This window comes from Acinetobacter pittii (assembly GCF_034067285.1).
In the GTDB taxonomy this organism is placed as follows: domain Bacteria; phylum Pseudomonadota; class Gammaproteobacteria; order Pseudomonadales; family Moraxellaceae; genus Acinetobacter; species Acinetobacter pittii_E.
The window spans coordinates 3656940-3678151 of record NZ_CP139286.1; the positions used below are offsets into that span (position 1 = coordinate 3656940).

The 21212-nt window shown below is 37.4% G+C and carries 19 protein-coding genes and 1 pseudogene; 12 read left to right on the forward strand and 8 right to left on the reverse strand.

Features of this window, described 5'->3' with window-relative positions; genetic code table 11:
* Positions 1–90: 90 nt before the first annotated feature.
* Positions 91–1161, reverse strand: a complete 1071-nt coding sequence (estA, locus tag SOI81_RS17285; RefSeq protein WP_239969304.1) for an alpha/beta hydrolase — start codon at positions 1159–1161, stop codon at positions 91–93.
* A 209-nt stretch (positions 1162–1370) separates the two neighbouring features.
* Here estA and SOI81_RS17290 point away from each other — a divergent pair, with 209 nt between their 5' ends.
* Complete coding sequence (locus SOI81_RS17290; RefSeq protein ID WP_239977383.1) at positions 1371–1697, forward strand: hypothetical protein; 327 nt, start codon at positions 1371–1373, stop codon at positions 1695–1697.
* A gap of 166 nt (positions 1698–1863) precedes the next feature.
* Here the strand turns inward: SOI81_RS17290 and SOI81_RS17295 are convergent, their stop codons facing one another.
* Together SOI81_RS17295 and SOI81_RS17300 are read right to left on the reverse strand one after the other, a co-directional pair.
* A complete protein-coding gene (locus SOI81_RS17295; RefSeq protein WP_000733015.1) occupies positions 1864–2094 on the reverse strand; it encodes a hypothetical protein in 231 nt (76 codons plus the stop codon).
* A 391-nt stretch (positions 2095–2485) separates the two neighbouring features.
* Entirely contained in the window at positions 2486–3352 is an 867-nt protein-coding gene (locus SOI81_RS17300) for an MBL fold metallo-hydrolase (RefSeq protein WP_239977381.1), read from the reverse strand.
* Positions 3353–3459: 107 nt separating this feature from the next.
* Here SOI81_RS17300 and SOI81_RS17305 point away from each other — a divergent pair, with 107 nt between their 5' ends.
* From SOI81_RS17305 to SOI81_RS17330, 6 genes and pseudogenes are all read left to right on the forward strand, one after another.
* Entirely contained in the window at positions 3460–4353 is an 894-nt protein-coding gene (locus SOI81_RS17305) for a LysR family transcriptional regulator (protein ID WP_239969298.1), read from the forward strand.
* A 162-nt stretch (positions 4354–4515) separates the two neighbouring features.
* On the forward strand, positions 4516–5070 hold the full coding sequence (gene grpE, locus SOI81_RS17310; protein ID WP_002115470.1) for a nucleotide exchange factor GrpE: 555 nt from the start codon (positions 4516–4518) through the stop codon (positions 5068–5070).
* A gap of 118 nt (positions 5071–5188) precedes the next feature.
* Positions 5189–7129, forward strand: coding sequence for a molecular chaperone DnaK (gene dnaK / locus SOI81_RS17315; RefSeq protein WP_239977379.1), 1941 nt, complete (start codon positions 5189–5191; stop codon positions 7127–7129).
* Between the two features lie 330 nt (positions 7130–7459).
* Entirely contained in the window at positions 7460–8365 is a 906-nt protein-coding gene (locus tag SOI81_RS17320; protein ID WP_239977445.1) for a matrixin family metalloprotease, read from the forward strand.
* Between the two features lie 94 nt (positions 8366–8459).
* A pseudogene (locus SOI81_RS17325) lies at positions 8460–9468 on the forward strand (M57 family metalloprotease).
* A 101-nt stretch (positions 9469–9569) separates the two neighbouring features.
* A complete protein-coding gene (locus tag SOI81_RS17330) occupies positions 9570–9944 on the forward strand; it encodes a hypothetical protein (protein ID WP_014207668.1) in 375 nt (124 codons plus the stop codon).
* 64 nt (positions 9945–10008) lie between these two features.
* Here the strand turns inward: SOI81_RS17330 and SOI81_RS17335 are convergent, their stop codons facing one another.
* The 4 genes from SOI81_RS17335 to SOI81_RS17350 all read right to left on the reverse strand — a co-directional run bounded on the left by SOI81_RS17335 (position 10009) and on the right by SOI81_RS17350 (position 14272).
* Positions 10009–11301, reverse strand: coding sequence for a lytic murein transglycosylase (locus SOI81_RS17335; RefSeq protein ID WP_224993802.1), 1293 nt, complete (start codon positions 11299–11301; stop codon positions 10009–10011).
* A gap of 681 nt (positions 11302–11982) precedes the next feature.
* Entirely contained in the window at positions 11983–13104 is a 1122-nt protein-coding gene (purK, locus tag SOI81_RS17340) for a 5-(carboxyamino)imidazole ribonucleotide synthase (protein ID WP_239976410.1), read from the reverse strand.
* A gap of 9 nt (positions 13105–13113) precedes the next feature.
* The gene (gene purE, locus SOI81_RS17345; RefSeq protein ID WP_002115451.1) at positions 13114–13629 is read right to left on the reverse strand and encodes a 5-(carboxyamino)imidazole ribonucleotide mutase; all 516 of its coding nucleotides are present in this window, start codon (positions 13627–13629) and stop codon (positions 13114–13116) included.
* A gap of 280 nt (positions 13630–13909) precedes the next feature.
* Entirely contained in the window at positions 13910–14272 is a 363-nt protein-coding gene (locus SOI81_RS17350; protein WP_081399724.1) for a DMT family protein, read from the reverse strand.
* A 241-nt stretch (positions 14273–14513) separates the two neighbouring features.
* On the opposite strand from SOI81_RS17350, the gene mpl reads away from it, so the two are divergent.
* Entirely contained in the window at positions 14514–15887 is a 1374-nt protein-coding gene (gene mpl, locus SOI81_RS17355) for a UDP-N-acetylmuramate:L-alanyl-gamma-D-glutamyl-meso-diaminopimelate ligase (RefSeq protein ID WP_239976411.1), read from the forward strand.
* 67 nt (positions 15888–15954) lie between these two features.
* Here the strand turns inward: mpl and SOI81_RS17360 are convergent, their stop codons facing one another.
* Entirely contained in the window at positions 15955–17205 is a 1251-nt protein-coding gene (locus SOI81_RS17360) for a low temperature requirement protein A (protein ID WP_239976412.1), read from the reverse strand.
* 135 nt (positions 17206–17340) lie between these two features.
* Between SOI81_RS17360 and SOI81_RS17365 the strand changes: the two genes are divergently transcribed.
* The 4 genes from SOI81_RS17365 (at position 17341) to SOI81_RS17380 (ending at position 20948) form a co-directional block, all read left to right on the forward strand.
* The gene (locus SOI81_RS17365) at positions 17341–17937 is read left to right on the forward strand and encodes an undecaprenyl-diphosphatase (RefSeq protein ID WP_239976413.1); all 597 of its coding nucleotides are present in this window, start codon (positions 17341–17343) and stop codon (positions 17935–17937) included.
* 318 nt (positions 17938–18255) lie between these two features.
* Positions 18256–19212 (forward strand): TerC family protein, encoded by a 957-nt coding sequence (gene terC, locus SOI81_RS17370; protein WP_239976414.1) that lies wholly within the window; start codon positions 18256–18258, stop codon positions 19210–19212.
* Positions 19213–19400: 188 nt separating this feature from the next.
* The gene (locus SOI81_RS17375; protein WP_320541066.1) at positions 19401–19766 is read left to right on the forward strand and encodes a hypothetical protein; all 366 of its coding nucleotides are present in this window, start codon (positions 19401–19403) and stop codon (positions 19764–19766) included.
* Between the two features lie 21 nt (positions 19767–19787).
* A complete protein-coding gene (locus tag SOI81_RS17380) occupies positions 19788–20948 on the forward strand; it encodes a glutathionylspermidine synthase family protein (protein ID WP_320541067.1) in 1161 nt (386 codons plus the stop codon).
* Positions 20949–21212 lie beyond the last annotated feature (264 nt).

Sequence of the window (21212 nt, forward strand, 5' to 3'; positions counted from 1 at the left end):
TGAGTATTTATTATCTTTTATTTAGTGCTTTTATATTTTGGATTAAAGTATTAGTCCACGTTCCACGTGAAACATGGACTAAGCTTTTATTTAACTATTTTTATCCCAGAACTTTCTGAAGTTTTTACTGATCTCGATGGTATAGCGTTTTGCCTTTTTCGAAATAGGTGTCAAGTTTATAAAACCATGGGTTTGATCTGGATATTCTTCATAATGCATTTTGACACCATTTTGTCTTAGCTTATAGCTATAAATTTTTGCTTCGTCATGCAGTACGTCATGACCAGCCGTAATCACAAAAGCTGGTGGATTCTTTTTCAAATTACCATAGGTTGGAGAAATAATTGGATCATCTAATTCTACATTATGCTGAGTTGCATAATATTGAGTGACATAATTAATATCGCTATCCGTCAAAACTAATCCTTCGTTATAAGCATAAAAAGAAGGATGTCGACTTTTAAAATCAACTGTAGGATAAATGAGAAGCTGTGCTTGTGGAGCATAAGGTTTGTTTACTGATCGTTGAGCGACAACCGTACTGATATTTCCGCCTGCACTATCCCCTGCTACAGCAATACGATTTTTTAATATTTTTAGCTGTCTACGATTTTGATAGACCCAAGCCAATGCATCTTCGCATGATTGAATTAAATGTTGAGGTGAGACTTCTGGGGCAAGAGGATAATCAATGCTGAGTACTTGTACTTTTGCGTATTTCGCCAATATGCGGCACACCTCATCATGAGTATCTAATCCACCCACGACAAAACCTCCTCCGTGATAGAAAACCAGTAGAGGTAATTTTTTATTAGGTGCCGGGTGATAGTGTCTTGCGAAGATAGTTCCGCTTTGAAGAGGTAAGCGAATATCTTCTACAGAATCAACTTCTGTTGATTTCTGACGGATAGCCAACATTTGTGTATCGAATTGGCGTCTAGAATCAATAGGATCTGAACCAATAAAACCGATACGTCCCTGTTTAATTTGTACGGCCATCATACATTTAGTAAATGAGTCGAGATCTGGGTATTGGTAGGAATATCCAAGAATTTTGGCAAGTGATTCTTGAGCCAATCGAGGTAACTTATCAAGAGCTCGAGCAGCAGGCCCTTGGCCCTTATCTAGCAATGTTTGAATTTTTTGATTAAATGCTGTCATGCCTATCTCCATGAATTCCTTTTATCCTTCATATTTTCTACAGAATTCTTTGTTGTTTGACTATATTCGCATACAACTCATGTAATCAAGATACAAAGGTAAAAACCAATCTACGCTAATCTGATTTATAGCAAATGTCATTAACAAATCTGTCGTTTAAAACAGGACTTTTTTGCCAATTATTGTTAACAGACAAAGGAGATTGTGCTATGTCAGCAAAACTAGTTGTTACTTTGTTAGCAACCAGTCTTTTAACTGCAGGCTGTGTTGCTTATACAGATGACCCTTATTATCGCGGTGGTTATGATTACCATGATCATGATGATGATCGTTATGACCGTAACGATGGACGTCGATATAGTGATTGGGAGCGAAAACGTTGGGAAGAGCGTAAAAGAATATACGAACAACAACGTAAAGATGCTCGCGAACAGGACAAAAATCGTCGGGATTGGGAAAAAAGACATCGTGAATGGGAAAAAAAACGCTTAGAAGATAGAGATCATGACCATCGAGATTATCGTCATGATGACTAATCTCATTACTATATAAAAAGCCCCAAAGAGATAAGTCTTTTGGGGCTTTTTTGAGAATTCTAAATTCTCTTAATTATAGAGTAATGAGTAGCAGCTCACTTCATACATAAATCGGCATCTTAAATATATGACTCTATAATTTTTTAACTGTTCTTATCGCTAAGAATTACTGAGCTGTCGCAGAACCTGAAACAGAACCAGAAGCACCAGCATCAACTTGACCTGGTTGTGCTTGACCAGAAACACCAGCATCTACACCTACACCAGCTTGTACGCCAGATGGGCTAGCGCTAGTTTGAGCAGAACCTGATGCGTTTAAACCAGCTTCAGATGCACAACCAACAGCTGTAAAAGCAACACCAGCAAGTACTACAGAGATAAGACCTAATTTTTTCATAATCGCTTTCCTTTCATTACGACAAACATTTAAATGCAAAGTTCATCTTCGCGCTGCCTATAATTCACAATTTTTTTTTCTGGCGTGCGTATCATTGGTTGTCTTTTGTAGTAATAGAAGTACAAATTGTGCAATTTTTTATTAAAATCTCTTCCTTAGCCTCACCTCTACCTTTTATATGGAAGCAACAACTTAAGCTTTTGTTTAATTTTATCAATTTCTAATTTTTATCTTAGCCTTTTACTCTAGTCAAAAATTTTCTCTTTATAGAAACGCTATATAAGGTGCGTAGAATGTTACAGAGACTTTTTACTTAAAAATGTCTTATCCCATCGAAAAAAGCCGGGTATAGACCACGGCTTTTTTGAATTTTTTAGCGCGTCACCTTAAATTATGGCCATTGCATCTCGCCTTTTACAACTTTTGCGCCTAGCTCAAGGCTATCCACACTCTTTAATGTTGGATATTGTTTCTGCATGAGCTGACTTAGCTCACCCGCATTTTTACTTACTTTAACCGCTTTCTCATAGCTCTTGAGATAGTCGATAGAAAAGTTAACTGCATCTAAACCTTGTGGAGCTCCCTCAACCATATGGGCTGGAACAACTGTTTGAGGCTGCAATGCTTTGATATTTTCTAAAGTTTGAATCACTTCATTGCGGTCTTTAACTTTTGGTGTATCCGCCATCCATAAATGAATGCCTGAAGAGACAGGAATACCCCCTACTACTGCTTTAGAAGAAGGAATCCATAAATAAGTAAGTTCTTTCTTACCTTTAATTTCGATTGACTCATTTTCTAACTTTAAAGTTTTAGCAGTATAAGCTTGAGGCACAATAATTTGGCTAGGCGCATTTGCACCCATTTGTGGACCCCAATATTTCACCTTAAGCGCTTGAGTATCTTGGATATGTTTAACAGTTTCCGGCGTTGCGATAATTTGTACATTTGGGAAGTATTGTTTAAATACATCTAAACCAAAGTAATAGTCCGGATCGCCATAACTTACGAAAATTGTCTTTAATGTTTTACCGCTATCCAAAATATCCGCAGCAATACGTAACGCTTCAGATTTTGAGAATTGCGCATTCACCAACAGAACTTCTTTATCGCCTTCAATTAAAGTAGAAGTCACACCGAAATGTTCGGGTTTAGCCAAGAAACTTTGGATTTTCAAATCTTGTGCAAAAGCTGAGGAAGTTACTGTTAAAGCAGTCGCAGTTGCTAGGGCTGAAGCAGTTAATTTAAAAAATTTCATTATGTATTCTCCAATTTCATGAGAAATACTTTAAATTGCAATTCCTGTAAGGTAAATGCACTAAATTAAGATAAACTGTTGCATACATTGTAATAATGATAAAGCATATGGACACATTAAAAGCCATACAAGTCTTTGTTTCTATTGCTCAGCATGGCAATTTGACCAAAGCCGCAGAACACCTAAATTATTCACGTGCGATGGTTTCTCGTTATCTTGAGCACCTAGAATACACATTCTCAACTCGACTATTTCAGAGAAATACTCGAAAAATATCTCTCACCCCAGCAGGTGAAAAAGCCCTGCTCTACTGCGAGAATATTTTACAACAACAGCAACTTTTACAAGAGCTAGCCGCACCTGAACAACATAATGGTACGATTCGTTTTACCTGTGGTTTATTTTTATTTCAATTAGGGGTTGGGGAATGTATTCGCCAATTTAAACAGCAACATCCACATATTCAATTTGATGTATATCTGACTGAAAATACAATGGACTTAATTGATGCTCAGGTCGATTTAGCCTTACGTATAACGCAAAAAGTTGCAGATGGATTAATTGCGAGACCAGTTTGTCAAATTGAGTCTGTTTTCTGTGCTCATCCTGATTATTTAAAACAGCACAGTCCCCTCTCCCATCCAAGACAACTAATTCAACATGACTGTTTAGCTCACCATAGCCAACATCAATTTTGGACTCTTTTTGATAATGAACAGCAGCCTCAAAACTATCCTTTGAACGTTACCTTTAAAAGTAATGATGTAAATGCTGTTTATGACATGTGTGTACATGCTCAAGGTGTGGCGATGCTACCTACTTTATTAGTTAAAAAAGATTTAAAAGAAAAGCGATTAGTTCCTTTATTTAAAAACTTTTCAGCTCCCGAGTTAAGTTTGTCGGTGGTATATGCTTCGAGGCAACATTTACCCAAAATCACGCAAGAATTTATTGCTTTTATGATCGAAAATTTAAATTTTTACTTAAAACCGCAAAATTAAAAGTTTTAAATTGCCGTGTACGCTTGAATTTTTAGGCAATGCCCATACTTCATCCCTATTAATGAATTACAGCATATGCATGGCAGTTCAGGTTTAACCCAGTAAATGCTGATGCCAAAAGGACTGTACATGTTTAAAAACCCATTTAAACGGAGATCATCAATGGCTAATGAGCAAAATGAGCAAGCTCAAGACATTCAACACGAGCAAGCAGAGCAATCTAATGAGCAAACTCAGGCTGAAGGTGTAGAGCAAGCAAACGACGTTACCGTTGAATCTTTACAAGCGCAAATCACCAAATTAGAAGAAAGCCTAAAACTTGAAAAAGCACGTACTGCGAATGCAGTTTACGAAGCACAAAAAAGTGTAGAGCGTATTCAACGTGAATCTGACAAGCATAAAGAGACTGTGCTTGAAAAATTTGCAAAAGAATTACTAGATTCTGTTGATAATTTAGAGCGTGCAATTCAAGCAGCTGGTGATGAAGAAACACCAGTACTTGAAGGTATTAAGCTAACCCTGAAGTCGCTGTTAACCACACTTGAAAAATTTGGTGTTGTAGAAGCTGATACAAAAAATGGCTTCAATGCAGATTTACATCAAGCTGTAGGTATTGACCCAAATGCTAAAGCGAATGAAATCGGTAGCGTTTTACAAAAGGGCTATACATTAAACGGTCGCTTATTGCGCCCTGCTATGGTTATGGTTGGTCAATAAATAATTTTTTGAGAGTTTTTAGATTTTTTTTCGCTAAAACGCTTGAAAAAAATAGATTCACTCTCATATCGGATAACAAGCAAAAACATTGCAAAAGAATTTTTGAGGAAAACGTCACATGGCAAAAATTATTGGTATTGACTTAGGTACTACCAACTCATGCGTTGCTGTACTTGAAGGCGATAAAGTAAAAGTAATCGAAAACGCTGAAGGCGCACGTACAACTCCATCGATCATTGCTTATAAAGATGGCGAGATCTTAGTTGGTCAAAGCGCTAAGCGTCAGGCAGTAACTAACCCGAAAAATACATTATTCGCTATCAAGCGTTTAATTGGTCGTCGTTATGAAGATCAAGCGGTACAAAAAGATATCGGTCTTGTACCTTATAAAATCATCAAAGCAGACAATGGCGATGCTTGGGTTGAAGTAAACGATAAAAAATTAGCGCCTCAACAGGTTTCTGCTGAAATCTTGAAAAAGATGAAGAAAACTGCAGAAGACTATTTAGGTGAAACAGTTACTGAAGCAGTTATTACTGTTCCTGCTTACTTTAACGATGCTCAACGTCAAGCAACTAAAGATGCGGGTAAAATCGCTGGCTTAGACGTTAAACGTATCATTAACGAACCAACTGCTGCTGCACTTGCGTTCGGTATGGACAAAAAAGAAGGCGACCGTAAAGTTGCAGTTTACGACTTAGGTGGTGGTACTTTCGACGTATCAATCATTGAAATCGCAGATCTTGATGGCGACCAACAAATTGAAGTGTTATCAACAAATGGTGATACTTTCCTTGGTGGTGAAGACTTTGATAACGCGTTAATTGAATTCTTGGTTGAAGAATTTAAGAAAGAACAAAGTGTGAACTTGAAAAATGATCCACTTGCGTTACAACGTTTAAAAGAAGCTGCTGAAAAAGCAAAAATCGAGCTTTCTTCATCTAATGCAACTGAAATCAACCTTCCATACATCACTGCTGATGCAACTGGTCCTAAACACTTAGTGATCAATGTAACACGTGCGAAACTTGAAGGTTTAGTTGCTGATTTGGTTACTCGTACAATTGAGCCTTGTAAAATTGCTCTTAAAGATGCTGGTCTTTCGACTTCTGACATCTCTGACGTAATCTTGGTTGGTGGTCAGTCTCGTATGCCACTTGTACAACAAAAAGTACAAGAATTCTTTGGTAAAGAGCCACGTAAAGACGTAAACCCTGACGAAGCAGTTGCAATCGGTGCTGCGATTCAAGGTGCAGTATTGTCTGGCGACAAAACTGACGTTCTTTTATTAGACGTAACACCGTTAACTTTAGGTATTGAAACAATGGGTGGTGTATTAACACCAATCATTGAGAAAAACACGACGATTCCTGCGAAGAAATCACAAGTGTTCTCTACTGCTGCTGACAACCAGCCTGCTGTAGACATTTCTGTTTACCAAGGTGAACGTAAAATGGCTCAACAAAACAAATTGTTGGGTAACTTCCAATTAGGCGACATCCCACCTGCTCCACGTGGTGTGCCACAAATTGAAGTATCTTTCGACATCAATGCTGATGGTATCTTGAAAGTTTCTGCTAAAGATAAGAGCACTGGTAAAGAGCAATCGATCCAGATTAAAGCAAACTCAGGTTTGTCTGATGCTGAAATCGAAGCAATGATTAAAGATGCTGAAGCGAATGCTGAAGAAGATCGTAAATTTGAAGAACTTGCAAAAGCTCGTAACGAAGCTGATGCATTAATTTCAAGCTCGAACAAAGCAGTTAAAGATCTTGGTGATAAAGTTACTGAAGATGAAAAAACTGCTGTGAGCACTGCAGTTTCTGAACTTGAAGCAGCAACTAAAGAAAACGATGTTGAAGATATCAAAGCGAAAACTGAAGCTTTACAAAACATCTTGATGCCTATCACTCAACGTGCTTATGAACAAGCACAACAAGCTGGTGGCGCTGAAGGCTTTGATCCAAATGCATTCCAAGGTGGCGATGCGGGTCAACAAAAAGCAGATGATGGCGTTGTAGATGCTGAATTTACTGAAGTTAAAGATGACAAAAAATAATTTGTTTCTTTAATAAAAAAACCGCGCTTAGGCGCGGTTTTTTTATTAGTTACAAAAAATAACAATATATTTTTCAGTATATTTTTAAATTATTTAATGTCAAAAAGATCAATCATAAAAATTAAGTTATTAATTTTAATTAAGATTTTTTTATTAAAAAACCACTGTTATTTATTACATTAATTATTCCATTATTGCCAAATCTAAAAACTTCTTTTGTAATTTTTTTATCAAGATCACACACCCTACTAATCTATTGAAGTTTTTATCATTTTGACGAATTAAATTAACTAGCTAAAAATAAGATTTATTTATATTTTTTATTTTGCCATGAAAAAATTTCTATGGTGGGGATTGAGCTTATGCTTATGCATGGGCTTACAAACAATGCTGTTTGCTCAAAGCAACCTTTCAATCAGCTCATCTCAACAACCTTTAAAATATCGAATTGCCTTTATTGACCCGCGGTTTCAAATCACCAAAGAACAATTTATTGAGGTAAGCCAACAAGCGGCTGAAATCTGGCAAAAAGAGACTGGGAAAACTTATTTTGTTTACGATTCACAGGCTCAACTGTCAATTAACTTAATTTATGATGAGCATCAAATGATTAAAGATGAGCAGCAAAACAGTTTGAATACTCTTTTGCAAAAGCAGGAAATATGGCGTCTTAAAAATGAGGAAATTGTCTTAAATAAACAAGAGGTTGCACAACTATCAACTGATTTGAATAAGAAAAAGATAAGTCTAAGAGCTGAGTTTGAACAATATCAACAAGACGTAATACGCTTTAATCAAGGAGAATATCAGCACTATCGGGCCGATAATTTAAAAGAATGGCAAAAGCAACTAGAGCAAAAATCAGAAAATATAAAAAATGAATCAAACGATTTAAATTATAAAATTCAAACACTTAATATAAAAATCAAGGAATTAAATCAAGAGCAAAGTGATTTAGCTGCTTTAAAAACACAATTTAAACTAGAGCAAAAAACCAATATTCAACCCTTCCATAAAGGCTTATTCAGCCAAAACCAAATCCAGATTTATGGTTACGCCTCATTAAATGATTTACGTTTGACCCTTGCTCACGAACTTGGCCATGCTTTAGGCCTAAAACATACTACTGATCCTAAATCTTTAATGTACCCCTATTTAAAAGAGCAAGACATTCATAATTTTAAATTAACAGATTCAGATTTAGATTTATTAGGGTCAATTTATAGGACTAATTAAGGAAAATCATTAAAGTTAAATGATTAAAAAAACTAAACAAAACTAGATATATTAAATTTTTTCTAAAAAACAATTTGGCATTTGGTAAAAAATAGTGAGACTAAAGTCTCATTTATTTGCCTGGATTGTACGTTTTTTGATTGATTTTTCATTTTATATTCTTATAATACGTTTTTTTCAAATCTCCCCCTTCGATTATGCGTTTAACATCTTTGTTATTAGGCGTAGCCTTCGCTTTTTCTAATTTTCAGGCTAATGCTAATCTTGCTACCCCAGCTCATACTCAAATCCAGCAACAAGCAGGTCAACATTTGACTTATAAAATTGCTGAAGTTGATCCACGTTTTGGTTTAAGCCAAGACCAATTAATTCAGATTAGTCAACAAGCTGCGGACATTTGGAAGCAAGGGACTGGTCAGGATTATTTTACTTATGATCCAAATGCAAAGTTAGAAATTCGTTTAGTTTACGATAATAGCCAAAGTCGTTCTGAACAGCGTCAAAAAATCGCTGCACAGTTCCAACAAGAACAGCAACGTGTAATTGATGAACAGCAACAAATTAAGCAATTGAAGCAATATTTAAGTCAAACCCAGTCTGACCTTGAAAATAAAAAGCAGATTTTAAATGGCAAATTGAAAAATCTTGACCAGCAAATGATGCAACTTAATCAAGGTAAATTAGCACCTGAATATAGTGCTAAATCTCTGGCTAAAACCCAAAAAGACTTGCAAAAACAAACTGTAGCTTTGAAAAAAGAAATTGCTGCATATAACCAGCAAGCTAAAGATTTAAATGTCAAAGTGACTCATTTTAATCAAATTAATAATGAGTTTAATAATTCATTGAACCAATTTAAGCAAAATGCTCAAGCGGATGTCTTTAAAAAAGGTATCTATAACGGCAAACAAATTGTGATTTATGAGTTTAAATCTATTGATGATTTACGTTTAACGATTGCTCATGAGTTAGGTCATGCGCTTGGCTTAAAACACAGTGATCAACCAAATGCATTGATGTACTCAGTACGTAAAGATGGTGACAAAAAAATCACTGGACTTACGGATGCTGACCGTGATCTATTAAGTGCTTTACCTCAATAATTAAAAGCTTGATATAAAATGATGTATCTATTTCTGGATAGATACATCGAAATTGGTATCAAAGTCATGTTATTGTGGTTATAAGAGCTAACGAAAATAGAATGGAGATCAAGATGAGTTATTATCATATCCTGATTGAAGTAAATGATCATATCAGCACAATTGAACAGACAAGAGATATTGAACTGTTTGATATTATTGAAATTAAACCATACCTCCATTCTATTCTAATTCCTTTTTTCAATGAGCATGAAATCGAGCTTGAAGATGAAAATATCGAATATAAAGATATTCTGCATCTTGAAGTAAAACAAACTCTGTTACCGATCGAACATTTAATTGAAGAAGAACAAAAGCAGTTACCAAGTGATACTGATGTCACCATTACTGCCTATGAAATCTTTAATGACCGTGACTTAAGCCAAGATGTTACTTCGGTTATTTTTGATATTTTGGAAGCGGTTAAATTAGAGTAGTAAGCTTACATAATTGCCTATAAAAAAGGTCTGCATAAACAGACCTTTTTTTATTATTTTCAATTTATTGCATCATTTTTTGCGCTTGTTCTTGACGGAATGCGCGTAAAATTTGTTGCCCTGCTCGTCCGGTTGGATTTAAACCTAAACGAGTTTGTTCCTGACGAATAGCCACACGGGTTTTATCACCAATAAGGCCATCAACTGCACCAATATCATAGCCACGATTAATCAAAAACTGTTGGATTTCACGACGCTCGGCACGTGAAGTTCCTGGATCATCAGTTGGCCAAGATGAAACAAATGGACCAGCACCTTTTAAACGATCAGATAAATGGGCAATCGCAAGTCCATAACTTTCCGCAGCGTTATAGCTGTAAATAGCATCAAAATTCTTAAATACTAAAAATACTGGACCATTTACTCCTGCAGGTGCCATTAAACCCGCTGAAGTACTGCTAGATAAAGCCCCTTGAACAAGTGGAGAACCATCAATTCGAGTAACGCCTCGTGCACTCCAGCTACTTAAAGATTTCTTTGAACGTCGCCCTTCTCCATCAATTGACATACCTTGAGGCACTTTTACTTCAAAACCCCATGGCATTCCGGTTTGCCAACCTGCTTTATTTAAGAAATTAGCCGTTGAAGCCAGCGCATCAGCTGTACTAGAAACTAAATCTCGACGACCATCTCCATCAAAATCAACCGCTAAACGTTCATAAGTAGACGGCATAAATTGGGTATGACCAAATGCCCCAGCCCATGAACCCTTTAATTGATCTTCGGTTAAGTCGCCACGTTGTAAAATACGCATAGTGGCAAAGAATTCAGTACGGAAATAACTTTGTCGACGACCTTCGCAACTTAAAGTTCCGAGTGCTTGTAATAAAGGATATTTTCCAGAAATATCACCAAAATTACTTTCCACGCCCCATACTGCTACAATTGTTTCCGGTGGCACACCGTAGACTTGAGAAGCGCGGTTTAAAACATCTCGATGTTGTGCCAGTTTTTGTTTTCCAAGCTCAACACGCTCTTCATCAACTAGACCAGAAAGATAATCCCAAATAGGCGTCGAAAATTCTGGTTGATAATTTAATTTATCAATAACGGAATAATCTGGAGTTAAATTTTGGGTATAACGATCATAAGTCGTACCAGACACACCAGCAGCAATGGCTTGAGAACGTAAATTTGCCAAACAGCTTTGGAAATTATTATTAGGCGTATAATCTTCGCTCGTCACTACAGGAACAGTAGCACTACTAGATATTGTAGAACCATTAATTACGAGCTCTGCTTGAGCCTGAGTCATCGCCAGAAATACAGAGCCAACAATACAAGAAAAACGTCGCATATTATCCTAGTTCAATTTTTAAATTTAAATTTGTAAGTACCATACCATTATGAGTCCAAAATTTCAGAGAGAAAACGTAAATTTGAATTCATAATCTCTACTTTAAATTCATTCCCCATGTTTTAAATTCAAATTTTCTACTTTATTTTTAAATTTAAAAATTTCTTAATCCAAATTATAAGTTTTGAATTCAAAAAATAGCCTCAAGTTTAAATTCAAAATCACTTCTTTAAATTTAAACCATAAACAATTCTTTTTTGTGGATAACTTTATCCACAATACAGCAAAAAACCTCTATTTCTTAATGCTATTCCATATTCTCTTATTATTTATTAAATATTAAGGCTCAACCCCATCACCGCAATCCACACTTTTAAATTTAAAATCGGCCCAAAATTTTAAATTCAAAATACCATATCAATAGACAACTAATTTTGAATTTAAAACCCACCCAACTTTCTCATTTAAATTTAAAAAACACTTTTGTGGATAACTAATTTTAAATTCAAAAAAACCATGGGCAGCTATTTTAGGTTTTAAATTCAAATTATAGTAGCTTTTTTAAATTCAAAAGTTCCAATTAAAGTTATCCCCAGCACCAAAATATGTAAGTTATCTTATTTTTAAATTTAAAAGACAAAAAAAGCGATCCGAAGATCGCTTTTTTGAGTTAAAAATATTTTAGAGGTTCATATCTGCTGTTAAAGCGAGTGGTTCTGGCAAAATTTTTGCCAATTGGCGGCATAAAGTCGTCAATTCATTACTATCCACAGGCATTAAAGTGATATGACCTAATTTTCGGCCAGCACGTTCTGACTTATCATAAAGATGGAGATGAGCACCATTTAAGGCAAGCACATCTTCAGTTTTAGGATGTTGACCAATAATATTGATCATAACCGTTGGTCGAATAACTTCTGTTGAGCCTAGTGGTAAACCTGCAACAGCTCGAATATGGTTTTCAAACTGTGAACAAACAGCGCCTTCAATTGACCAGTGGCCTGAGTTATGCACACGTGGTGCCATCTCATTTGCACATAAACCTTGTTCAGTCACAAACAATTCTAGAGTTAGCACGCCTACATAGTTGAGATGATTCAACAAACGAGTAATGTAGTCTTGAGCTACAGGCTGTAAAGCTTCACTGTTCGGCGCAGGTACAATTGAGTGCGATAAAATACCGTTGTGATGATGGTTTTCAGCCAATGGCCAAGTTTTTACTTCACCATTTTGACCGCGCACTGCAATAATTGAAACTTCGCGAGAGAATTTAACAAAGCTTTCAGCAACCAGACTTTTTGCAGGACCAAGTTCAGCCCAAGCAGTATCAATCTGGTCTTCTGAACGAAGTACAAACTGGCCTTTGCCATCATATCCGCCAGTTGCAGTCTTAAGTACAATCGGCAAACCAAGCTCAGCAACAGCCTTTTTCAAGCTTTCTAGACTATCTACTGCACGATACGGCGCAACAGGAATAGCAAGCTCATCAAATAATGCTTTTTCTGACAAACGATTTTGCGCAGTTGCTAAAGCAACACGCGGAGGGTGCAATGCTTTGGTTTGTGTCAAAACATCAACGTCTTCAACTGGTGTATTTTCAAATTCAAGACTGAAAACATCCGCACTTTCAATAAACTGCTTTAAGCCTTGCTCATCTTGGCTAGAAAAAACTTGGCCTAAAACACCTGCTGGACAATCTGTATTTGCTTCAAAAAAAGTACATTGAATATTTAATGGTAACGCTGCTTGAGCCATCATCCGGCCCAGTTGCCCACCACCAAAAATACCGATAGTTTTATCCATCTCAGCCTCTTACACCTGACCCGGAATATTTTTGCTTGCAACTTTATCAGTTTGCGCAGCACGGAAATCAGCAACATTTTTTGCGATTTCAGGACGTGTTAAACCTAAAATTTGTGCAGCCATAATTGCTGCATTCGTCGCACCAGCCGGACCAATCGCCAAAGTACCCACTGCAATACCTGCTGGCATTTGTACGATTGAAAGCAAAGAGTCTACGCCATTTAAAATTGATGATTTAACTGGTACACCTAAAACAGGTAAATCAGTTTTTGCGGCACACATTCCAGGTAAATGCGCTGCACCACCTGCACCGGCGATAATCACTTGAATACCGCGATCACGTGCTGTTTCTGCATATTCAAATAAACGATCTGGAGTACGATGAGCAGATACCACTTCCGCTTCAAATGGGACACCAAGCTGTTTAAGCATATTGGCTGTGTTTTCGAGAGTTGCCCAATCAGATTGAGAACCCATAATAATTCCAACGAGAGGTTGAGCGTCTTGTGCTGCGGCCGCATTCATTGCTAATGTTCCAGAGACAAAAGTAAAAGAAGATAAATCTCGACGAGAGCCAAGTTTTAAATGGTTCGGAAGCCCGTTATTATAGACTGATTTTTCATCTCACGAAAATTTAACTGACCAGCTCTGCGAATATTTTTATTCTCATAAAAAATTGTCATGGTTTAACGGTGACACTTTCTCAAATTTTATTAATATTATTTAAACATCCTGCAAGATCATCAGATATTTAGAAGAGTAAGAGCTTGTATTGAATAATTGATTCTCTACAAGCTCTTACTGCTTATTGGCTTCTAAATACAAAATAAACACAACCAAATAGACATAACATCGCCCATAAGTAATCGAGTTTAAATGGCTGTTTAAATAAGAAAATCATAAATGGTACAAACACAACCAGCGTGACCACTTCCTGAGTGATCTTCATTTCACCGAGTAACCAACCTTGCGCACTCAATATACGAGTAGCGGGAATCATAAAACTGTATTCAAGTAAGGCAATAATCCAACCGAATAGGATTGCTTGCCAAATGGGAGCATGGTGTAAAAATTTGAGATGCCCGTACCATGCGAGCGTCATAAAGCAATTAGAGATAATTAAGAAAGCAAAAGCTAAAACCGTTGGGCTCAAAGGCACATCCTTCATCATCACGATGATTTAAGAATTAATATGGATCAAAAATATTATAAAAGATAAAACTGTAATTCAGCTTAAATCCAAAAAATAAAGCTGTAGTTTTATTAGGGCCTCAAACACATATAACAACAACGATTTTTGACTATCTTTTCGAGTTTAGCCTTGCTATCGTTGCTGGCAAATTTATCAATAATGCACACCCAGCAATTCATATTAATGGTGTGTACAAAAGCAGTGGAGAAGGCGAGCAATGCATCTGCATATCTTGGGTATTTGTGGCACTTTTATGGGCTCTTTAGCACTTTTAGCTCGTGATTTAGGACATAAGGTAACTGGTTCCGATTTAAATGTTTACCCACCAATGTCTACCCAGTTAGAAAACGCAGGCATTACACTCATGCAAGGCTACGACCGTAGTCATTTACAGCCTCATCCGGACTTGGTTATTGTTGGAAATGCCATGAAACGTGGTATTGATGCCGTTGAATATATGCTGAACGAAGGCTTGCCTTATATTTCCGGTCCACAATTTCTTGCTGATCATGTTTTACAAGGTAAACACGTGCTTGGTGTAGCGGGTACTCACGGCAAAACAACCACAACGACTATGTTGGCTTGGGTACTTGATCAGGCGGGATTAAATCCAGGCTTTTTAATTGGTGGTGTTCCACTTGGCTTTAGTGAAAGTGCTCGTTTAGGTGGCGGCAAATACTTCTGTGTTGAAGCCGATGAATATGACTCTGCTTTCTTTGATAAACGTTCTAAGTTTGTTCATTATCATCCGAAAACGGCGATTTTAAACAATCTTGAATTTGACCATGCTGATATTTTTGATGACCTAGCAGCAATTCAAAAGCAGTTCCATCATCTTGTGCGTACCATTCCAAGTGAAGGCCGTATTATTGCGCCAATTACTGAAACTCATATTGATGAAGTACTTGAAATGGGCTGCTGGACACCCGTGATTCGTACCAGTTTAGAAGCAAATGAAAAAGCTGCTTTATCGGCTGAATTAATCTCAATTGATGGTAGCCATTTTAAAGTACTTGAAAATGGCAATGTGGTTGGCGAAGTAAAGTGGAGCATGACAGGGCAACATAGCGTAGCGAATGCTTTGGCAACTATTGCAGCTGCTCAGCATGTAGGTGTTGCGCTTGAACAAGCTTGTGAAGCTTTATCTAACTTTGGTGGTGTAAAACGTCGTATGGAGTTACTCGGCACAGTCAACGGCATTGAGGTTTATGATGACTTTGCTCACCACCCAACAGCAATTGACACCACTTTAGATGGTGCGCGTAAGCGCTTAGGTGAACGCCGTTTATGGGCCATTATTGAACCACGTTCAAATACTATGCGTATGGGCAGTCATAAAGATGGCTTAGCACATTCAGCGCGTTTAGCAGATGACGTTATCTGGTATCAGCCAGAAGGTTTAGATTGGGATTTACAACCTGTAATTGAAGCTGCTTCTAACCGTGCTCAAGTCAGTCGTTCACTTGATGAAATTATTGAACGTATTGTCAATGAAGCAGGTGAGGGCGATGCTGTTGTGATTATGTCTAACGGTGGCTTTGGTGGCTTACATCAAAAATTAATGAGCGCATTAAAAGCGAAAGCTGCTTAACTTCCGCTTTAGATGATTCAATAAAAAACGGGTTTCAAATTGAAACCCGTTTTTTATTTTTCTGTTTTTAAACCTTTTCTGGTTCTATATTATCCAAAAATTTATTAGAAACGATTAAACGTAAACTATAGACAATACCCATCGCAAAAACGCTATATCCCACGTTATTACAAATAAACGGAATACATAAAATAATCAGTGCTGTGATCGGGTAAAACCATTTCGTGATTCCAGATAAGCATTGGAACTCGTAAAGTATCCAAATACAGGTGGTATAGAGCACCACACTAAACGCAACGACTATTCCCATATATAAATCAGAAATATGCGCATGATGGGTTGTGACATCCACAGCAGCAGCAAGCGCCGCACCTACCGCAGCAATACTGACAAAAACAAAATAATGGCCGTATCCCCAAACAAAAGGGCGTACACCTTTAACATGATGGTGTTGTTCGCTACGGTCAAAATAAGCCCACCACATGGCAAACATCAGCATTAATCCACCAATCATCAAGAATACAGCAGGGATATTCATGGACTGAGCTGCTAAGGCATCACGTATTGCATTAAAACTACCGACAATCGACTCACCCAACACAATAATTGTGAGTAGGGCATAGCGCTCTACAATATGATGAGGGTGCCACGGCGTTGGAGAATATTTCTCTGCATAGATGGGAATAAATAGCTCCATCACTACTAAAAATAAAAAAACGGGGATAGAAAGTATGTGCGCGAAATTAGCAACTAACCAACCTACCTGAACTAATACAATGCCTATCGCATAGCGATAAGCCGTAATTCGTCGTTCAGGGTCATGTTTTGCGGCTCTCAACCACTGGGTAACCAAAGCTAAGCGCATAATCACATAGCCTACAATAATGATGTCAAAATCCTGACTGTGAAACACATCAGGAATACCCGCAGCCATGACCAATGAACCTACAATCTGCACAAAGGTAAGGCAGCGATACAAAGCATCATCATTGTCATATGCTGAGGCAAACCATGAAAAATTCATCCATGCCCACCACAGCGCAAAAAATACCATCAGGTAGCTTGGCAGTGCATGCCAGAGGTGATTTTCAATAATCGCGTGGTGTAACTGCTGACCAGCTGTTGCAATTGCGACCACAAAAATTAAATCGAACAATAATTCGAGGGGAGTCGCTGCTCTATGTGGTTGTTTTGGATCTCTTGGAGATAGGGGCCTTAAACTTAATTTTTTCTGTTTTTCTTGAGTAGTCATGAAATAACGTTCTCGTATAAAGTGCCGACACGTTAACACTTTAATCTCAACGCCCAGATCACGCATTAAAAATTATCTAGACCTGTTGTTTAAACTTTACCCATCAACGAACTATATTTCACTTTTGTGACAATTCTTTATCAAGACCTTAAGCTTAATTCTTTATCATAGCTCACGTTTTTGTTCTTGTTTGGAATATGAATGTCTTTAGAAACACTCAACCTTAGCTTATTCCATGTAATTAATGGGGCTCAGGATGCGAGTCAATTTATCATTCGTCTTGCTATCTTTTTTGCTAATGATCTCCTCTATATTCTTTTATTCATCCTTACATTCTTATGGTTTTATGGCGATCAAGATTTAAAAAATAGGGTCATTAAATCTGTCTTTTTAACCTGCGTATCGCTTTTAGTGGGCTACGTTATTTCGCTGTTTTACCACCACCCAAGGCCATTTGTGATGGGGGTGGGTACAACTTTTATTGAACATGCGCCAACAGCATCTTTTCCAAGTAATCATATGCTGATTTTTAGCACCATCGCCCTGTCTTATTTGTTTGCTCAGCGCAAAATGATTGGAATTATTCTGCTATTTTTGTCATTTGTAGTGGCGTGGTCACGTGTTTATTTAGGTGTGCATTTCCCTTTAGACATGTTGGGTGCTTTTATTGTCGCACTACTGGTCAATGTAGCAGGTTATTACTTCTGGAATATTTATGGTACGCCTTTAACGGCATTCTTTATTCACCTATACCAAATTATATGTAAACCGCTTTTAGACCGTGGTTTGATTAAATAACCTAGAGATTTTTTTTGCATTAAAACCACGACATTAAGTTCAGTTGCGTAATACAAAAAAATCTGCCATTCTATGTGAACTTGGATATGTTTTATCCAATACAGAATTTAGTTTGACAAGGGGAGTAGCCTCCTCCAAACATAACAGCAATGTTATGTGTCAGATATCGTCAATACACTTTTATTAAAAAGTCGGTATCTGAGCATCGTGAAATTCATGATGTAGGCAAGACCTTGATCATGTTGATACAGATGTTTAATTCATCTGGCAACTGGTCGAGGTTTTTTTATGCCCAATTGCCGGATGTATGGAGGATTTATGGAAACAATCGGCAATTTATGGCTGTACGTAGCATTCTTTGGCATCGTCATTGTGATGCTCTTAATTGACTTTTTAGGCTTTAAGCAAAAGCAAGGACAGGATGTCTCAATTAAGCAAGCTGCTTACTGGAGTGTGGCGTGGGTAAGCATCGCGGCTTTATTTGGTGGTGGTTTATGGCTTTACCTACAACAAACGGTTGGGGTGACCTTAGCAAACCAAAAAACCATGGAATACTTTGCAGGTTACCTACTTGAAAAGTCCCTCGCAATTGACAACGTTTTCGTCTGGTTAATGATTTTTGCAGCTTTTGCTATACCAGCTGCGCTGCAACGTAAAATTTTGCTCTACGGCGTATTAGGCGCAATTGTACTGCGTACCCTCTTTATTTTTATTGGTGCATGGTTCGTTCAAGAGTTCTCATGGGTCCTTTATATTTTCGGTGCGTTCTTGGTATATACAGGTTTCAAGTTCTTAAAAGGTCAAGAAGAAGAAACCAATATCGAAGACATCAAAATTTTAAAATGGTTACGTAACCATATGCGTATTACCCCACAGCTTGAAGGCGACAAATTCTTTGTACGTCAAAACGGTTTATTGTGGGCAACGCCGTTATTTTTAGTATTGATTTTGGTTGAAGCTTCAGATGTGATTTTCGCAGTAGACTCTATCCCTGCTATTTTCGCGGTAACGAGCGATCCATTTATTGTTTTAACAGCAAACCTAATGGCAATTTTAGGTTTACGTGCAATGTTCTTCTTACTTGCTGGCGCTGCGACTAAATTGCATTATTTGCCATATGGCTTAGGCATCATCTTATTGTTCATTGGTGCAAAAATGTTGTTGCTTGATGTATTCCACATGCCAATCTGGATCTCATTAAGCTTTATCGTAATAGTGTTAGCAATTACGGCTTACCTCTCTTTACGACACAACAAAAAGCAATTGCAGTCTTAATTCATCACAACAAGGCATCTACAAGAGAGATGCCTTGTTATCTAAATCTTCAAAAGAGACTGTACTTTAAAAAAACAGATTAATATCATATGCCAACCTAAAATTTATCTTTCCTAATCAGAAACATAATAGATAACAGCTATTCGGTATTTTATGCCGAACATACTTATTAAAATGTGTGGAGTCTCATGCGTTCTAAAAAAATTAATCTCGTCGTTGTACCTCTATTACTCACGGCATGTAGCCATAATGATGGACCTTTAGTACAAGACGTATATAACAACCAATATGACTGTGCTCGCGATTGGAACACCCAAACTTGTAAAGAAGAAAATAGCTCAAGTGGACATGGTTCTAGTTATGCCGGTAGCCGCTATTTAGGGCCTGCGTATTATCAAAATAATCGGGAAGTTTCTTATCATGGCAATACATTACACCCTTATAGCAATTTGAGTGTAGGTCGCCCCATTATTTCAAGTACGGCGAAAAGCGCTTCTTCTTCATCCCCAATTCGTGGTGGTTTTGGCCGTAGCGGTTTTTCTTTTGGCGGCTAAGTCTTTAGGCACTCACTTAATATGAAAAGAAAAATATTTACTCCGCGCCCAGACTGGCAAGTGGAGCATCAAAATATTGGTTTCGATTATTTTAATTTACCTTCTCTTGATGGCTCAATTTACTGGTCAGAAGGGGTTGCGTATGAGTTTACCCTTAAACAGATTGAACAACTGGAAGATGCGGCAAATGAACTACATCAGATGTGTTTATCGGTAGTAGGAGATCTCATTCAAAGCGGGGACTATCCAGCTTATTTTCAAATTCCAGAAACAGCCATAAGCCACATTGAACATTCGTGGAAACAAAATGCACCCATGCTCTATGGTCGCTTTGATTTCGCTTACGATGGGCGAAATATCAAAATGCTGGAATATAACGCAGACACACCGACTGGCTTACTCGAAGCTTCTGTCGCGCAGTGGCTGTGGATAGAACAGGTCTCAGGCATTGCTAACCGAGATCAATTCAATAGCATTCATGAAGATCTGATTAAACGCTGGAAGACAATTTTACCGCGTGGTAGCCATGTACATTTTGCTGCCTGTCAGGAAGCCGGAAGGGAGGACTGGGGTAATTTAGAGTACTTGATAGATACGGCTTATCAAGCTCATCTACAAGTTTCCGAGCTTTCTATGGAAAACATAGGCTGGAACGGGCAAGATTTTGTCGATCTGCATAATCGCCCCATTCAAAACATATTTAAGCTCTATCCATGGGAATGGATTTGGGAGGAAGCCTTTTCTCAATATATTCACCCACAAACACAGTGGATTGAACCTTGCTGGAAAATGTTACTTTCAAATAAAGCGATTTTGGTTGAGCTTTGGAAGCGTTATCCAAACCATCCATTGTTGGTCGAAACCCATACCTATGACCCGCAACAAGTTTTGTCTGGCAAATGGGTGAAAAAGCCGATTTTGGCAAGGGAAGGGGCCAATATTCGAATTTTACAAGATGGTCACGACCAAGGCTCAGCTTCTGGTAGCTTTTATTTTGATGACTATGACAAATACGGATATGTTGTACAAAAATGGGTAGATACCCCATTATTTTCAGGACAACTACCTACACTCGGTTTATGGATGGTTGGACATCAATGTGCAGGCATGTCTATCCGTGAAGATTGTTATGACATTATCGGTAATGATGCCCACTTTGCAGCACATTATTTTGTCGAGTAAAACCGTATAGAAATTTATAAAAAAGCACTTATAAAGTGCTTTTTTATTATGCTTGGTTCGCAATCAAATAGTGCATTTTAGATATATAACAAATAATGAATATTTATTTTTAAAGCTAAATTAGAACAAAAATTCAAAAATATAATAATTTAATCTTATGAATTTTAAAAACATTATTCTCATTTTCAAAATTAAAAAGTGATATTGGCAAGCTCTTTGCATCTCCTAAAAAGAAAAAAGCCTAGATTTTAAGGGCTCGCGAGA

Excerpts from the sequence above, each read along its gene's own strand:
- estA (WP_239969304.1), bottom strand. The coding sequence starts at position 1,161 with ATGACAGCATTTAATCAAAAAATTCAAACATTGCTAGATAAGGGCCAA.
- SOI81_RS17290 (WP_239977383.1), top strand. The coding sequence starts at position 1,371 with ATGTCAGCAAAACTAGTTGTTACTTTGTTAGCAACCAGTCTTTTAACT.
- SOI81_RS17295 (WP_000733015.1), bottom strand. The coding sequence starts at position 2,094 with ATGAAAAAATTAGGTCTTATCTCTGTAGTACTTGCTGGTGTTGCTTTT.
- SOI81_RS17300 (WP_239977381.1), bottom strand. The coding sequence starts at position 3,352 with ATGAAATTTTTTAAATTAACTGCTTCAGCCCTAGCAACTGCGACTGCT.
- SOI81_RS17305 (WP_239969298.1), top strand. The coding sequence starts at position 3,460 with ATGGACACATTAAAAGCCATACAAGTCTTTGTTTCTATTGCTCAGCAT.
- grpE (WP_002115470.1), top strand. The coding sequence starts at position 4,516 with ATGGCTAATGAGCAAAATGAGCAAGCTCAAGACATTCAACACGAGCAA.
- dnaK (WP_239977379.1), top strand. The coding sequence starts at position 5,189 with ATGGCAAAAATTATTGGTATTGACTTAGGTACTACCAACTCATGCGTT.
- SOI81_RS17320 (WP_239977445.1), top strand. The coding sequence starts at position 7,460 with ATGAAAAAATTTCTATGGTGGGGATTGAGCTTATGCTTATGCATGGGC.
- SOI81_RS17330 (WP_014207668.1), top strand. The coding sequence starts at position 9,570 with ATGGAGATCAAGATGAGTTATTATCATATCCTGATTGAAGTAAATGAT.
- SOI81_RS17335 (WP_224993802.1), bottom strand. The coding sequence starts at position 11,301 with ATGCGACGTTTTTCTTGTATTGTTGGCTCTGTATTTCTGGCGATGACT.
- purK (WP_239976410.1), bottom strand. The coding sequence starts at position 13,104 with ATGGATAAAACTATCGGTATTTTTGGTGGTGGGCAACTGGGCCGGATG.
- purE (WP_002115451.1), bottom strand. The coding sequence starts at position 13,629 with ATGAATGCGGCCGCAGCACAAGACGCTCAACCTCTCGTTGGAATTATT.
- SOI81_RS17350 (WP_081399724.1), bottom strand. The coding sequence starts at position 14,272 with ATGAAGGATGTGCCTTTGAGCCCAACGGTTTTAGCTTTTGCTTTCTTA.
- mpl (WP_239976411.1), top strand. The coding sequence starts at position 14,514 with ATGCATCTGCATATCTTGGGTATTTGTGGCACTTTTATGGGCTCTTTA.
- SOI81_RS17360 (WP_239976412.1), bottom strand. The coding sequence starts at position 17,205 with ATGCGTGATCTGGGCGTTGAGATTAAAGTGTTAACGTGTCGGCACTTT.
- SOI81_RS17365 (WP_239976413.1), top strand. The coding sequence starts at position 17,341 with ATGTCTTTAGAAACACTCAACCTTAGCTTATTCCATGTAATTAATGGG.
- terC (WP_239976414.1), top strand. The coding sequence starts at position 18,256 with ATGGAAACAATCGGCAATTTATGGCTGTACGTAGCATTCTTTGGCATC.
- SOI81_RS17375 (WP_320541066.1), top strand. The coding sequence starts at position 19,401 with ATGCGTTCTAAAAAAATTAATCTCGTCGTTGTACCTCTATTACTCACG.
- SOI81_RS17380 (WP_320541067.1), top strand. The coding sequence starts at position 19,788 with ATGAAAAGAAAAATATTTACTCCGCGCCCAGACTGGCAAGTGGAGCAT.